The sequence below is a fragment of the Cupriavidus ulmosensis genome (assembly GCF_977008105.1).
Map to the genome: position 1 here is coordinate 3,819,629 of NZ_CDRMWP010000001.1, position 14,094 is coordinate 3,833,722.

The window sequence follows — 14,094 nt, forward strand, 5'->3', positions numbered from 1 at the left end:
CGAAGAACACCGTGTCGGAGGCGCTCTGGCCGGCGTCGTCCGGCGCGCCGGCGCCGGCGGGAGAGGAGAAGGATGTGGGTGCGGTGGTCACGGGCGCAATTCTAGCGGATCCGGCGGGCGGGCCGGGCCGGTCGCCTTCATTGGCGAGGGATGGCGCAATCCTACAAGATTGTCCTACAATCCCGTGGAAAACCAGCCACGAACGGCGGATGCGCCGCCCGACCTGTACGGCCGCCCGCCCGATACGCCACAAGGAGATGCCAGCCATGTTCACCGCCTGTCCCACCGAAAGAAGCCGCGAGATCGCCGAGCGCGTCGAGCGCTTCGTGCGCGACGTGGTCGTGCCCTACGAGCAGGATCCGCGCTGCGCCGCGCACGGCCCGTCGGCCGCGCTCGTCGCGGAACTGCGCGGCCTGGCGCGCGCCGCCGGCGTGATGACGCCGCACATCCTGCCCGACGGGTCGCACCTGAGCCAGCGCGAGACCGCGGCCGTGCTCAAGCGCTCGGGCCTGTCGCCGCTCGGGCCGGTCGCGGTCAACACGATGGCGCCCGATGAGGGCAACATGTACCTGCTCGGCAAGGTGGGCACCGCGGCGCAGAAGGCGCGCTTCCTGGCGCCGCTGGTCAGCGGCGAAGCACGCTCGGCGTTCTTCATGACCGAGCCCGCCGAGGACGGCGGCGCCGGGTCGGACCCGTCGATGCTGCAGACCACCGCGGTGCGCGACGGCGATGACTGGATCATCCGCGGCCGCAAGAAGTTCATCACCGGCGCCGAAGGCGCGGCGGTCGGCATCGTGATGGCGCGCACCGGCGAGGGCGAGCACGCGCGCGCCACCATGTTCCTGGTTGACCTGCCGCACCCGGCGATCCGGCTCGAGCGCGTGCTCGACACCATCGACAGCTCGATGCCCGGCGGCCATGCGCAGGTCGTGATCGACGACCTGCGCGTGCCCGCCGGCCAGGTCCTGGGCGAGGCCGACGAAGGCTTCCGCTATGCGCAGGTGCGCCTGTCGCCGGCGCGGCTGTCGCACTGCATGCGCTGGTTCGGCACCGTGACGCGCGCCGACGAGATCGCGCGCGCGTATGCCACCACGCGCAAGGCGTTCGGCAAGCTGCTGATCGACCACGAGGGCGTGGGCTTCATGCTCGCGGAGAACCTGATCGACCTGCAGCAGGCCGCGCTGATGATCGACTGGTGCGCCGGCGTGCTCGACGCCGGCTCGTCCGGCACCGCCGAAAGCTCCATGACGAAGGTGGCGGTGTCCGAGGCGCTCTACCGGGTGGCCGACCGCTGCGTGCAGGTCCTGGGCGGCAACGGCGTGTCGCGCGACACCATCGTCGAGCAGGCGTTCCGCGAGCTGCGCGCGTTCCGCATCTACGACGGCCCGACCGAGGTCCACAAGTGGTCGCTCGCCAGGAAGATCAAGCGCGATACGCTGGAGGCATCGCGGGCAGCGGCCGCATGATCCGGCGCCGCCGCCGGCCCTGATGGCGGCGGCGGCGAGGCACCGCGCCTATCCGACCTCGACGCGATTGCGCCCGGATGCCTTGGCCCGGTAGAGCGCGCGGTCCGCGCGCCGCATCAGCGCGTCGACGTCGGACTCGCCGGACTCGCGCGTGACCACGCCGATGCTGACGGTGAACGGAACCGGCTCCACGCGCCACGCGTGCTCGAAGTCCTGCTGCGCCACGCGCTGGCGCAGCCGCTCCGCGATGCTGCGCGCGAGCCCGGCGTCCGCGCCGGGCAGGGCCGCGACGAACTCCTCGCCGCCCCAGCGCGCGAACAGCTTGGACTCGTGCGCGATCGACATGCCGGCCTTCGCCAGCACGCGCAGCACCTCGTCGCCGACGTCGTGGCCGAAGCCGTCGTTGATCTTCTTGAAGAAATCGATGTCGAGAATGAACACCGACACGATGTCGTCGGTGCCGAGCACCTTGTCGACGAAGTCCAGGAACTCGCGGCGGTTCGGCAGGCCGGTCAGGGCATCGGTCACGGCCTGCTTCTTCAGCAGGTCGATCAGCCGGGCGCGGTCGGTGATGTCGCGGATGACCGCGGTGAACTCGGTCACGCCGTCCACGTTGATCTTGGAGATCGAGATTTCGACCGGGATGATGGTGCCGTCGCGATGCCGCCCGTACACGCTGTTGCTCTCGTCCATGCGCGGCGGGCTCAGCGAGCGCAGGCTCATCTGCACCGAGTCCGCGAACTGCCGCACGTGCTGCGGATGGCGCGCGCGGAATTTTTCCGGCAGCAGGGTTTCGATCGGCTGCCCGATCACCTCGGCCGAGGCGTAGCCGAACAGGTTCTCCGCCGCGCGGTTGAACAGCGTGATGTTGCGCTGCTCGTCGATCGTGACGATCGCGTCGTAGGCCGAGTCGACCACCGCGCGAAAGCGCGAGGTGCTGACTTCCAGCTCGTGCGCGAGATGCAGCTTCGCGGTGATGTCGACGCCGGTCACGAGAATCTCGGACACGGCCGCGCCGCCGTCCGCATGCCGGAAGGGTTTCAGCGTGAGGCGCCAGCGCCGCGCGCCTTCGGGGCGGCCGCATGCCTGCTCGGATGCCTGCCCGGGTGCCTGAGAAAATGCCTGCTCGAATTCCTGCGAGGCGCCGGACCGGAAGCATTCCTGGAGTTTCGCGCGGAACCCGGGCTGCGCGCCGCCGGGAAACAGCGCGTCGAACGCGGCGGGAAAAACCGGCATCTCCGCGCGCGCGCCGCCGGTGATCCTGAAGAAGTGGTCGTTGCAGGCGGTGACGGCAAGCTCGCCGCGTGCATCGCGCCCGACGATGGCAACGGCAACCGCGATGCCGTCCTCGAAGTCCTGCGATTGGTTGAGCCGATCGGACATATGTTGCTTTGCGGGAGCCTGCTGTGCGGAAACCCTTCACGGGCACCGTGAACTTGCCAATTCAAGTATCGTGAGGGCCATTGTTGCATAACCGGCCCCGCCCAATCGGCAGGCCGGCGGCGACCGGTCCCGTAGTGGGGTAAACGAGCCACGCCCGCCGGCAGCCGGGTCGGCAATGCGCGCCGGGGCCAGCGGCGGGTCCGGACCGGAGCGCGCGCTCAAAATGGCGCGCGACCCGCTTCCGCACCGCCGGATAAATTGCTATTATTTGCCGACCGACTGGTCGGTTAATTTTATCGGGCCTTTTTGTTGAGCCTTTTTGTCGGGCCACAACGCCTCCCATATAGAAGAGAGGCCGCGCGCCGGCCAGGACCACCAGCCACCACCCAAGGCAGGAGACAACGATGCCAGACACGCCCCCTCAGGCCAGCCTGACTTCCGGCCCGGTACTGCTCGCCTGGCACGGCCAGGTCGCGGTCATCACGCTCAACCGCCCCGACAAGCTCAATGCCTTCACGCGCGAGATGCACGCCGTGCTCCAGCAGGCGCTCGACCACGTCGAGGCCGGCGGCGCCCGCGCGCTGCTGCTGACCGGCGCGGGCCGCGGCTTCTGCGCCGGGCAGGACCTGGCCGACCTGGACTTCACGCCGGGCGCCATGACCGATCTGGGCGAGCTGATCGACGTCTGGTTCAACCGGCTGGTCCGCCGCCTGCAGAAGCTGCCCCTGCCGGTGGTGGCCGCCGTCAACGGCACCGCCGCGGGCGCCGGCGCCAATCTGGCGCTGGCCTGCGACATGGTGCTGGCGGCGCGCTCGGCCAGCTTCATCCAGGCCTTCGTCAAGATCGGCCTGGTCCCGGATTCGGGCGGCACCTGGCTGCTGCCCAGGCGCGTCGGCATGGCGCGCGCGCTCGGACTGGCAATGACCGGCGACAAGCTCGGCGCCGACGAGGCCGAGAAATGGGGCCTGATCTGGGAAGTCATGGACGACCCGCTGCTGCCCGAGCAGGCGCTGGCGCTGGCCACGCACCTGGCGGCGCAGCCCACGCGCGCGCTGGCGGCCATCAAGCACGCCATGCATGCCGGCGCGAGCCAGGGGCTCGACGCCCAGCTCGATCTCGAGCGCGACCTGCAGCGCGAGCTCGGCGCCTCGCATGACTACGCGGAGGGCGTGAACGCCTTCCTGGAAAAGCGCGCGCCCCGCTTTACCGGGCGCTAGGCCGCCCGCCTCAACGCCCGCTTCAACGCCCGGCTATTGCACGCCTCCCCACGCCTCCCCGCCCCACCAGGAGACCAGCTTGACCCAGACTCCCCAGGCCCTCGCCGAAGCGGCCGCCGCCAGCATGTACGAAGCCGATGCCTGCAGCCGCTGGCTCGGCATCACCCTCGAGGCCGTGCGCCCCGGCTACGCGCGCCTGTCGATGCCGGTGCGGCCCGAATTCCTCAACGGCCACGGCATCTGCCACGGCGGGCTGATGTTCACGCTGGCCGATTCCACCTTCGCCTTCGCCTGCAACAGCCACAACATCAACACGGTGGCGGCCGGCTGCAGCATCGAGTTCCTCAAGCCCGTGCACGGCGGCGACCTGCTCACGGCCGAGGCCACCGAGCAGGTCCTGTCCGGGCGGCACGGCATCTACGACATCCGCGTCACCAACCGCGCCGGCGAGACCGTGGCGATGTTCCGCGGCAAGTCCGCGCAGATCAAGGGCCACGTGGTCGCCCCGACCGAGCCGGCGCGGTAGGCTTCGCCGCCATACCCCCCCGCAACACGCCAGCCGGAAACACAAGCCCCCACGCGCAGGAGACACCATGAGCACGCGCCTCACAGATCTGCCGCTAGAGCCGATCGAGACCGCCAGCCGCGACGCATTGCAGGCCTTGCAGCTCGAACGCCTGAAATGGTCGCTCGACCACGCCTACCGGAACTCGCCGGTCTACCGCCGCAAGTTCGACGCCGCCGGCGTGCACCCGGACCAGCTGCGCTCGCTGGCCGACCTCGCCCGCTTTCCGTTCACGGCCAAGCAGGACCTGCGCGACAACTACCCGTTCGGCATGTTCGCCGTGCCGCAGGACCGCATCGCGCGCATCCACGCCTCGTCGGGCACCACCGGCAAGCCCACGGTGGTGGGCTACACCCTCAACGACATCGACAACTGGGCCACCGTGGTGGCGCGCTCGGTACGCGCGGCCGGCGCGCGGCGCGGCGACAAGGTGCACATCAGCTACGGCTACGGCCTGTTTACCGGCGGCCTCGGCGCGCACTACGGCGTGGAGAAGGCCGGCCTCACCGCGATCCCGTTCGGCGGCGGCCAGACCGAGCGCCAGGTGCAGCTGATCCAGGACTTCAAACCCGAGGTCATCATGGTCACGCCGAGCTACATGCTGGCGATCGCCGACGAGTTCGAGCGCCAGGGCATCGACCCGGCCTCCACCTCGCTGCGCGTGGGCATCTTCGGCGCCGAGCCGTGGACGCCCGAGATGCGCGTGGCCATCGAGAAGCGCCTGGGCATCTCGGCGGTGGACATCTACGGGCTGTCGGAAGTGATGGGGCCGGGCGTGGCCAGCGAATGCGCCGAGACCAAGGACGGCCCGACCATCTGGGAGGATCATTTCTACCCGGAGGTGATCGACCCGGACACCGGCGAGGTGCTGCCCGACGGCGAATTCGGCGAGCTGGTCTTCACCACGCTGAGCAAGGAAGCGCTGCCCATCGTGCGCTACCGCACGCGCGACCTGACCCGCCTGCTGCCCGGCAGCGCGCGCGCCGCGTTCCGCCGCATGGAGAAGGTCACGGGCCGCTCGGACGACATGATGATCATCCGCGGCGTCAACGTGTTCCCCTCGCAGATCGAGGAGCTGATCCTCAGGCACGCCGAGCTGGCGCCGCACTACCAGTGCGTGCTGACCAAGGATGGCCATCTCGACGTGCTGACCGTGCGCGTGGAGTGCGCGCACGGCGCGGACCCGGCCGGCACGCGGCAGGCCAGCGCGCAGCTGACCTACGACATCAAGGCCTACATCGGCGTGACCGTCGGCATCGAGATCCTGCCCGCCGGCGGCGTCGAGCGCTCGGTCGGCAAGGCGCGCCGCATCGTCGACCAGCGCCCGCGCTGAGCGGACGCACCGCCGGCGCCATTGCTCCGGCCTAGCTGCGCGGCATCAGCACCCACATGCGGCCGCCTTGCTTCATGCGGCCGGCGGCCTCGCCGGCCGCGTCGCCGGCGCCCCAGAAGAAGTCGGCGCGCACCCCGCCCTTGATGGCCGAGCCGGTGTCCTGCGCGAACATCAGGCGCTGGATCGGCTCGGCCGACAGCGGCCGCGTGGTGGACAGGAACACCGGCACGCCGAGCGGAATGGTGGCCGGATCGACCGCGATCGAGCGCTCCGCGGTCAGCGGCACGCCGAGCGCGCCGACCGGGCCTTCGTTGGTCGGCGGCAGCTCGCGGAAGAACACGAAGCGCGGATTGACGTTGAGCATCTCGTCCACGCGGCCCGGATTGGAGCGCGCCCAGCCCTTGATGCCCTGCATGGTGGCCTGCGCCGGCGTGATCTCGCCGCGGTCCAGCAGCCACTTGCCGAACGAGCGGAACGGCTGGTCGTTGGTGCCGCCGAAGCCCACCCGCATCGTGGTGCCGTCCTGCAGGCGGATGCGGCCCGAGCCCTGGATCTGCAGGAACGCGGCTTCCACGGCGTCGTCCACCCACACCAGCTCGTGGCCGCGCAGCGCCGGGTTCTGCAGCAGCTCGCCGCGCGCCGGCAGCGGCCGGCTGCCCCACTGGGCCGGCTTGCGGTAGAGCGGAATCTGGTACTGGCCCTGGCGCGTGCGCGAGCCGTGCAGGATCGGCTCGTAGTAGCCGGTGATCAGGCCGCTGTCGGTGCCGTCGCCGTTGACCACGCGGTACGGCTGGAAGTTGGATTCGAAGTAGGCGCGCATGGCGCCCAGGTCGCCGGCGTCGACCATCAGGCCGATCGCGCAGACGCGGTTCCATTCGGCGCGCTTCTTGAGCGCCTGGCAGCTGGCCTGCAGCGCCGGCCACGCGGCGCGCACGTCGTCCTGGCTCCAGCCGCCGATCTCGGCCCAACTGGCGGCCTGCAACTGACCCTTCTGGCCGGAGGCGGCCGGCGGCACCCCGGGGCGCGCGCCGCCGGGCCCCTCGACGCGCGGCGGCGGCCCGCTCATGCAGCCGGCCAGCAGCGTCGCCGCCGCGGCCAGCGCGAGCCAGCCGGCGCGCCGCGCGCGCGCGGCGCCGGACACGGGCGCCGGCAGGAAAAAGGAGAAACGGGGAAAGGAATCCGGATAAGCCATCTTGATTGGGTAAGAACTCGGAACCGCGAGGACGGCCGCATCTGCCGATGCCCTACAATGCCCAGCGTCGCCTCCAAGTGATCCTGCCATGAGCCAGTTTTTCGAAGCCCATCCCATGCTGCTGTTCGCCCTCGAGGCCGGCGTGGCGCTCTTCCTGCTGATCTTCATCGTGGTCTGGACGATGGGCACGGCGAAAAAGAACCCGCGCCCCACCCGCGCGCCCGACGATCATCCCTCGCGCGCGGGCCAGGACGGCAGCGCCGCCCGCCAGGATCAGGACAGCGCGCCGGGGCACTAGGTTCCTCGCCACATTCGTATCACATCGGCATCACATCGGCACCGCGCCGGCACCGGCCATCAGTGGAGCATGCGCGGCAGCACCAGCGCGAACTCCGGAATCGGCACCTCGAAGCGGTGGCCGTCCTCGGCCACGCAGAAATATTCGCCCTTCATCGAGCCGATCGGCGTCGAGATGGTGGCCCAGCTGGTGTATTCGAAGTGCTCGCCCGGCTTGAGCAGCGGCTGGTGGCCCACCACGCCGAGGCCGGCCACCTCCTGCGTGCCGTTGTCGCTGTCGGTGATGACCCAGTGGCGCGAGATGAGCTGCGCGGCCACCTCGCCGGTATTGTGGATGGTGATGGTGTAGGCGAAGGCATGGCGCCCGCGCTCGGGGTCGGACTGGTCGGCCAGGTACTGGGTACGCACGGCCACGGAAAACGCGTATTCGCTCATTGTCGGCACATCGCGGCAGGATAGGGTAGCCGCATTGTGCGGCAACGCCGGGGGTGCGGCAAGCCGCGCGCCCGGGCGCGGCGCGTCCGGCATGGCGGCCTTGCCCCGCCCGGGAAGGGTAAAATACCGGACTTCGCGCTGGATTTGCGCTGAACGCACCCCCACGAGCCCGCCGCCATGAGCACCGCCGACTACCGCATCGCCCCCTCCATCCTGTCCGCCGACTTCGCCCGCCTGGGCGAAGAAGTCAAGCGCGTGACCGCGGACGGCGCCGACTGGATCCACTTCGACGTGATGGACAACCATTACGTGCCGAACCTGACCGTGGGCCCGCTGGTGTGCGAGGCGATCCGCCCGCACGTGACGGCGCCGATCGACGTGCACCTGATGGTGCGCCCGGTGGACCGCATCGTGCCGGACTTCGCCAAGGCCGGCGCCAACATCATCACCTTCCACCCGGAAGCCAGCGAGCACGTCGACCGCACGCTCGCGCTGATCCGCGACCACGGCTGCCAGGCCGGGCTGGTGTTCAACCCGGCCACGCCGCTGAACCACCTCGACCACGTCATGGACCGCCTCGACGTGATCCTGCTGATGTCGGTCAACCCGGGCTTCGGCGGCCAGTCCTTCATCCCCGAGACGCTCAACAAGCTGCGCGCCGCGCGCCAGCGCATCGACGCCTACGCCGAGCGCACCGGCCGGCGCATCCTGCTGGAGGTGGACGGCGGCGTGAAGGTGGACAACATCGCCGAGATCGCCGCGGCCGGCGCCGACACCTTCGTGGCCGGCTCGGCCGTGTTCGGCAAGCCGGATGCCGACGGCGGCTACAAGGGCGTGCTGGCGGCGCTGCGCGCCGAGCTGGCCAAGGCAGCCAAGGCGGGCCGGCAATGAGCACGGCCCGGCTCAAGCGCACCGACTGGCGCGGCATCCGCGGCGTCATCGTCGACCTGGACGGCACGATGGTCGACACCGCCGGCGACTTCCACGCCGCGGTCAACGCCATGCTGGCCGCGCTGGCGCATCTGCACCCGCATCTCGGGCCGCTGGCGCCGCTGGCGCGCGAGCAGATCGTCAGCTTCGTCGGCAAGGGCTCGGAAAACCTGATCCGGCGCGTGCTCGACGCGCGCCTCTCGCCGGCCCACGCCAACGGCATGTTCGCCGACGCGCTGGCGCTGTACGACCGCGAGTACATCCACATCAACGGCCAGTTCTCGCACGTCTACCCCGGCGTGGCCGAGGGGCTGGCCGCGCTCAAGGGCGCCGGCCTGCGCCTGGCCTGCGTCACCAACAAGCCGCACAACTTCACCGAGCCGCTGCTCGCCAGGACCGGCCTGGCGCGCTTCTTCGAGCTGGTCTACGGCGGCGACGCCTTCGCCCTGCGCAAGCCCGATCCGCTGCCGCTGCTCAAGGTGGCCGAGGCGTTCCGGCTGGAAGCGGCCGAGATGGCCGCCATCGGCGACTCGGAAAACGACGCCCGCGCCGCGCGCGCGGCCGGCATGGGCGTGCTGCTGGTGCCTTACGGCTACAACCACGGCAACCCTGTACAAGGCGTCGACGCCGATGGTATAGTCGATTCCATTGCCCAGGCGGCTGAGGTGCTTGCGTCACATTGCAGATAAAGCGATTGGCGAATCGGGCACCGGCGGCAAGCCAGGCAAGCCTCCAGCGGCGCCGGACACGACCCAACGGTTTTCTCCGGACCGCCGCATCCAAACCGTAAATCGCTGAACACGATTTCATGTTTCTGAACCGCAAGCGCATCTCTTCTGGCAGTGATCGGCAGGCCTGGCCCTGGCGTCGCTGGCGTGCCTTCCAACAGGCGTAAAGTGCGTTCGCGAGTCTCCTGACCGCCCCCGTCTTCCCGGATCTGCTGCATCGACGATGCACTAACATGGAACGGGGCCGGCCAGACCGGCAGGTTGCCGGACCTTCACAGTATTCCCAGCCGCCCGACATCCCAGGCCCCGCGCCTGCTGTCCCCCGAACGCGCTGCACGCCCACCCCGGCCGTGCGCGGACGCTTGTTCCGCGCCAGGTCCTTCCCCGGGGCGGGTCTGACGACCTTCCAGCCCCAAGTTGCCGACATCGCGGCGAGCGCACAGCCCAGGGCACCGCGCCGCCGCACAAGAGGATCGACATGACCGAACTGGAATTCAAATCGCTGGCCGAGCAGGGCTACAACCGCATCCCGCTGATCGCGGAGGCGTTCGCCGACCTGGAAACGCCGCTCTCGCTCTACCTCAAGCTGGCGCAGTCGCAGACGCGCGGGGTCAACACCTTCCTGCTCGAATCGGTGGTGGGCGGCGAGCGCTTCGGCCGCTACTCCTTCATCGGCCTGCACGCGCGCACGCTGCTGCGCGCGCACGGCATGCGCACCGAAGTCGTGACCGACGGCCGCGTGGTGGAAACCCACGAAGGCAACCCGCTCGACTTCATCGCCGCCTTCGAGCAGCGCTTCAAGGTGGCGCTGCGCCCCGGCCTGCCGCGCTTCTGCGGCGGCCTGGCCGGCTACTTCGGCTACGACGCGGTGCGCTACATCGAGAAAAAGCTGGCCGCCACGCAGAAGCCGGACGACCTCAACCTGCCCGACATCCAGTTGCTGCTGTGCGAGGAGCTGGCCGTGATCGACAACCTGTCCGGCAAGCTCTACCTGATCGTCTACGCCGACCCGACCACGCCCGAGGCCTACGCCCGCGCGCGCCAGCGCCTGCGCGAGCTGCGCATGAAGCTGCGCCAGCCGGTGGACGTGCCGGTCACGAGCCCGTCGGTGCAGACCGAGGTGTTCCGCGAGTTCGACAAGGCCGACTACCTCGCCGCCGTGCACAAGGCCAAGGAATACATCATGGCCGGCGACATGATGCAGGTGCAGATCGGCCAGCGCCTGGTCAAGCCGTACCGCGACGCGCCGCTGTCGCTGTACCGCGCGCTGCGCTCGCTCAATCCGTCGCCGTACATGTACTTCTACAACTTCGGCGACTTCCAGATCGTGGGCGCCTCGCCCGAGATCCTGGTGCGCCAGGAAACCCGCCGCAGCGGCAGCAACGGCGACCAGCGCGAAGACCACATCGTCACCATCCGCCCGCTGGCCGGCACGCGCCCGCGCGGCAACACGCCGGAGAAGGACGCGCAGCTCGCCACCGAGCTGCTCGGCGACCCGAAGGAGATCGCCGAGCACGTGATGCTGATCGACCTCGCGCGCAACGACATCGGCCGCATCGCCGAGATCGGCTCGGTCAAGGTCACGGACCAGATGGTGATCGAGAAATACTCGCACGTGCAGCACATCGTCAGCTCGGTCGAAGGCACGCTCAAGCCCGGCATGAGCAACCTCGACGTGCTGCGCGCCACCTTCCCGGCCGGCACGCTGTCGGGCGCGCCCAAGGTGCACGCGATGGAGATCATCGACGAGCTCGAGCCGCGCAAGCGCGGCATCTACGGCGGCGCGGTGGGCTACCTGTCGTTCGGCGGCGAGATGGACCTGGCCATCGCCATCCGCACCGGCATCGTCAAGGACGGCAATCTGTACGTGCAGGCCGCCGCCGGCATCGTCGCCGACTCCGACCCCGAAGCCGAATGGAGGGAAACCGAAGCCAAGGCGCGCGCCGTGATCCGCGCCGCCGAGCAGGTCCAGGACGGCCTGGACTCGGACATCTGAACGCCAGGGAACAGGGAACCGCCATGCTGCTGATGATCGACAACTACGATTCGTTTACCTACAACCTCGTCCAATACTTCGGCGAACTCGGCGCCGACGTGCGCACCTACCGCAACGACGAGATCACCATCGAGGAGATCGAGGCCCTCAAGCCCGACCACATCTGCGTCTCGCCCGGGCCGTGCAGCCCCAAGGAAGCCGGCATCTCGGTGGCGGTGCTGCAGCACTTCGCGGGCAAGGTGCCGCTGCTGGGCGTGTGCCTGGGCCACCAGGCCATCGGCGAGGCCTTCGGCGGCGAGGTGATCCGCGCCAAGCAGGTCATGCACGGCAAGGTCAGCCGCATCGAGACCACGCAGGAAGGCGTGTTCGCCGGCCTGCCCCGGCACTTCGACGTGACGCGCTATCATTCACTGGCGATCGAGCGCGAGACGCTGCCGGCCTGCCTGGAAGTGACGGCGTGGACGCCGGACGGCGAGATCATGGGCGTGCGCCACAAGGAGTTCGACATCGAGGGCGTGCAGTTCCACCCCGAGTCGATCCTGTCCGAGCACGGCCACGCGCTGCTGGCCAACTTCCTCAAGGCGCGCCGATGAGGCGGCTCGACACCCCCATCGCCACCGCGCCCGCGCCTGCCCACGACACGAACGAGACCGCCATGTCCATCACGCCACAGGAAGCCCTCACCCGCTGCATCGAACACCGCGAGATCTTCCATGACGAAATGCTGCACCTGATGCGGCAGATCATGCAGGCGCAGATCTCCCCGGTGATGGCCGCGGCCATCCTGACCGGGCTGCGCGTGAAGAAGGAAACCATCGGCGAGATCTCGGCCGCGGCGCAGGTGATGCGCGAGTTCGCCAACAAGGTGCCGCTGGGTTCAATCAAGGACCGCGAGAACTTCGTCGACATCGTCGGCACCGGCGGCGACGGCTCGCACACCTTCAACATCAGCACCGCCTCGATGTTCGTCGCGGCCGCGGCCGGCGCGCGCATCGCCAAGCACGGCAACCGCGGCGTGAGCTCCAAGTCGGGCAGCGCCGACGTGCTCGAGGCGCTCGGCGTCAACATCATGCTCACGCCCGAGCAGGTCGGCCAGTGCATCGAGCAGACCGGCATCGGCTTCATGTTCGCGCCCACCCACCACCCGGCCATGAAGAACGTGGCGCCGATCCGCAAGGAAATGGGCGTGCGCACCATTTTCAACATCCTCGGCCCGCTCACCAACCCGGCCGACGCGCCCAACATCCTGATGGGCGTGTTCCACCCCGACCTGGTCGGCATCCAGGTGCGCGTGATGCAGCGCCTGGGCGCCAAGCACGCGCTGGTGGTGTACGGCAAGGACGGCATGGACGAGGTCTCGCTCGGCGCCGCCACGCTGGTCGGCGAGCTCAAGGACGGCGAGGTGCGCGAGTACGAGATCCACCCCGAGGACTTCGGCCTGTCGATGATCTCCAACCGCGGCCTCAAGGTGGCCGACGCCATCGAATCGAAGGCAATGCTGCTCGAAGCGCTGACCGACGTGCCCGGCACGCCGCGCGAGATCGTCGCGCTCAATGCCGGCACCGCGCTATACGCCGCCAACGTGGCCGGCTCGATCGAGGACGGCATCCGCCGCGCGCGCGAGGCCATCGCCAGCGGCGCCGCGCGCGGGAAGCTCGACCAGTTCGTGCGCGCCACGCAGCAGTTCAAGTAATCCGCACCGCGCGCCGCGCACCGCAAGAGAAACCCGCATGTCCGACATCCTGAACAAGATCCTGGCCGTCAAGGCCGACGAGGTCAGCGCCGCGCGCAAGAAGCGCGACCTGCCCAGCCTGCGCGCCGAGGCCGAGAGCCTGCGCGCCGAGCCCGGCCTGGCGCCGCGCGGCTTCGAGCGCGCGCTGCGCGAGAAGATCGCCGCCGGCCACGCCGGCGTGATCGCCGAGGTGAAGAAGGCCTCTCCGTCCAAGGGCGTGCTGCGCGAGCACTTCGTGCCCGAGGCGATCGCCGAGAGCTACGCCAGCCACGGCGCGGCCTGCCTGTCGGTGCTGACCGACGTGAATTTCTTCCAGGGCCATCCCGACTTCCTCAAGCGCGCGCGCGGCGCCTGCCCGCTGCCCGCGCTGCGCAAGGACTTCATGATCGACCTGTACCAGGTCTATGAAGCGCGCACCTGGGGCGCCGACGCCATTCTGCTGATCGTCTCCGCGCTCGACCCCGGCCTGATGGCCGAGCTCGAAGCCTGCGCCCACGAGCTCGGCATGGACGTGCTGGTGGAAGTGCACGGCGGCGAGGAGCTCGACGCCGCGCTGCGCCTGAAGACGCCGCTGCTCGGCGTGAACAACCGCAACCTGCGCACCTTCGAGGTCTCGCTCGACAACACGCTGGACCTGCTGCCGCGCATCCCGGCCGAACGGCTGGTGGTGACCGAGTCCGGCATCCTCGGCCCGGCCGACGTGCAGCGCATGCGCGATGCCGATGTGCACGCGTTCCTGGTCGGCGAGGCGTTCATGCGCGCGCCCGAGCCGGGCGTGGAACTGGCGCGCCTGTTCGCCTGACCCGGCCGGCATCGTCCA

At 69.6% G+C, this 14,094-nt stretch carries 14 protein-coding genes; 11 read left to right on the forward strand and 3 right to left on the reverse strand.

Translation table 11 applies throughout. The annotated features are described in order from the left end of the window. Nucleotides 1–266: 266 nt before the first annotated feature. Nucleotides 267–1,466, forward strand: coding sequence for an acyl-CoA dehydrogenase family protein (locus ACWTPI_RS17535; RefSeq protein WP_059415858.1), 1,200 nt, complete (start codon nucleotides 267–269; stop codon nucleotides 1,464–1,466). Between the two features lie 48 nt (nucleotides 1,467–1,514). On the opposite strand, the gene ACWTPI_RS17540 is transcribed toward ACWTPI_RS17535, so the two are convergent. Beyond that, nucleotides 1,515–2,849, reverse strand: a complete 1,335-nt coding sequence (locus tag ACWTPI_RS17540; RefSeq protein WP_454732253.1) for a sensor domain-containing diguanylate cyclase — start codon at nucleotides 2,847–2,849, stop codon at nucleotides 1,515–1,517. Between the two features lie 404 nt (nucleotides 2,850–3,253). Here ACWTPI_RS17540 and paaG point away from each other — a divergent pair, with 404 nt between their 5' ends. The 3 genes from paaG (at nucleotide 3,254) to paaK (ending at nucleotide 5,964) form a co-directional block, all read left to right on the forward strand. Beyond that, entirely contained in the window at nucleotides 3,254–4,066 is an 813-nt protein-coding gene (gene paaG, locus ACWTPI_RS17545; protein WP_020201960.1) for a 2-(1,2-epoxy-1,2-dihydrophenyl)acetyl-CoA isomerase PaaG, read from the forward strand. A gap of 79 nt (nucleotides 4,067–4,145) precedes the next feature. Next, a complete protein-coding gene (gene paaI / locus ACWTPI_RS17550) occupies nucleotides 4,146–4,592 on the forward strand; it encodes a hydroxyphenylacetyl-CoA thioesterase PaaI (protein ID WP_020201961.1) in 447 nt (148 codons plus the stop codon). Between the two features lie 67 nt (nucleotides 4,593–4,659). Next, nucleotides 4,660–5,964 carry a phenylacetate--CoA ligase PaaK gene (paaK, locus tag ACWTPI_RS17555; RefSeq protein WP_454732254.1) on the forward strand — a complete coding sequence of 435 codons (1,305 nt, stop codon included), beginning with the start codon at nucleotides 4,660–4,662 and terminating at the stop codon, nucleotides 5,962–5,964. 31 nt (nucleotides 5,965–5,995) lie between these two features. Here the strand turns inward: paaK and mltA are convergent, their stop codons facing one another. After that, nucleotides 5,996–7,156 carry a murein transglycosylase A gene (gene mltA, locus ACWTPI_RS17560; protein WP_020201963.1) on the reverse strand — a complete coding sequence of 387 codons (1,161 nt, stop codon included), beginning with the start codon at nucleotides 7,154–7,156 and terminating at the stop codon, nucleotides 5,996–5,998. Nucleotides 7,157–7,244: 88 nt separating this feature from the next. Here mltA and ACWTPI_RS17565 point away from each other — a divergent pair, with 88 nt between their 5' ends. Next, nucleotides 7,245–7,454, forward strand: coding sequence for a hypothetical protein (locus ACWTPI_RS17565; RefSeq protein ID WP_020201964.1), 210 nt, complete (start codon nucleotides 7,245–7,247; stop codon nucleotides 7,452–7,454). Nucleotides 7,455–7,513: 59 nt separating this feature from the next. Here the strand turns inward: ACWTPI_RS17565 and apaG are convergent, their stop codons facing one another. Then, nucleotides 7,514–7,888: a Co2+/Mg2+ efflux protein ApaG gene (gene apaG, locus ACWTPI_RS17570; protein ID WP_020201965.1), complete on the reverse strand. Its 375-nt coding sequence runs from the start codon at nucleotides 7,886–7,888 to the stop codon at nucleotides 7,514–7,516. Between the two features lie 177 nt (nucleotides 7,889–8,065). On the opposite strand from apaG, the gene rpe reads away from it, so the two are divergent. The 6 genes from rpe to trpC all read left to right on the forward strand — a co-directional run bounded on the left by rpe (nucleotide 8,066) and on the right by trpC (nucleotide 14,076). Beyond that, complete coding sequence (rpe, locus tag ACWTPI_RS17575; RefSeq protein WP_020201966.1) at nucleotides 8,066–8,779, forward strand: ribulose-phosphate 3-epimerase; 714 nt, start codon at nucleotides 8,066–8,068, stop codon at nucleotides 8,777–8,779. Continuing rightward, on the forward strand, nucleotides 8,776–9,507 hold the full coding sequence (gene gph / locus ACWTPI_RS17580) for a phosphoglycolate phosphatase (RefSeq protein ID WP_020201967.1): 732 nt from the start codon (nucleotides 8,776–8,778) through the stop codon (nucleotides 9,505–9,507). Before rpe ends, gph begins: the two co-directional genes overlap by 4 nt. Nucleotides 9,508–10,024: 517 nt before the next feature. Further along, entirely contained in the window at nucleotides 10,025–11,542 is a 1,518-nt protein-coding gene (gene trpE, locus ACWTPI_RS17585) for an anthranilate synthase component I (RefSeq protein ID WP_020201968.1), read from the forward strand. A gap of 23 nt (nucleotides 11,543–11,565) precedes the next feature. Further along, nucleotides 11,566–12,135, forward strand: coding sequence for an anthranilate synthase component II (locus ACWTPI_RS17590; RefSeq protein ID WP_020201969.1), 570 nt, complete (start codon nucleotides 11,566–11,568; stop codon nucleotides 12,133–12,135). Nucleotides 12,136–12,197: 62 nt separating this feature from the next. After that, nucleotides 12,198–13,235: an anthranilate phosphoribosyltransferase gene (gene trpD / locus ACWTPI_RS17595; protein ID WP_043365885.1), complete on the forward strand. Its 1,038-nt coding sequence runs from the start codon at nucleotides 12,198–12,200 to the stop codon at nucleotides 13,233–13,235. 37 nt (nucleotides 13,236–13,272) lie between these two features. Further along, entirely contained in the window at nucleotides 13,273–14,076 is an 804-nt protein-coding gene (trpC, locus tag ACWTPI_RS17600; protein ID WP_020201971.1) for an indole-3-glycerol phosphate synthase TrpC, read from the forward strand. Nucleotides 14,077–14,094: the final 18 nt, after the last annotated feature.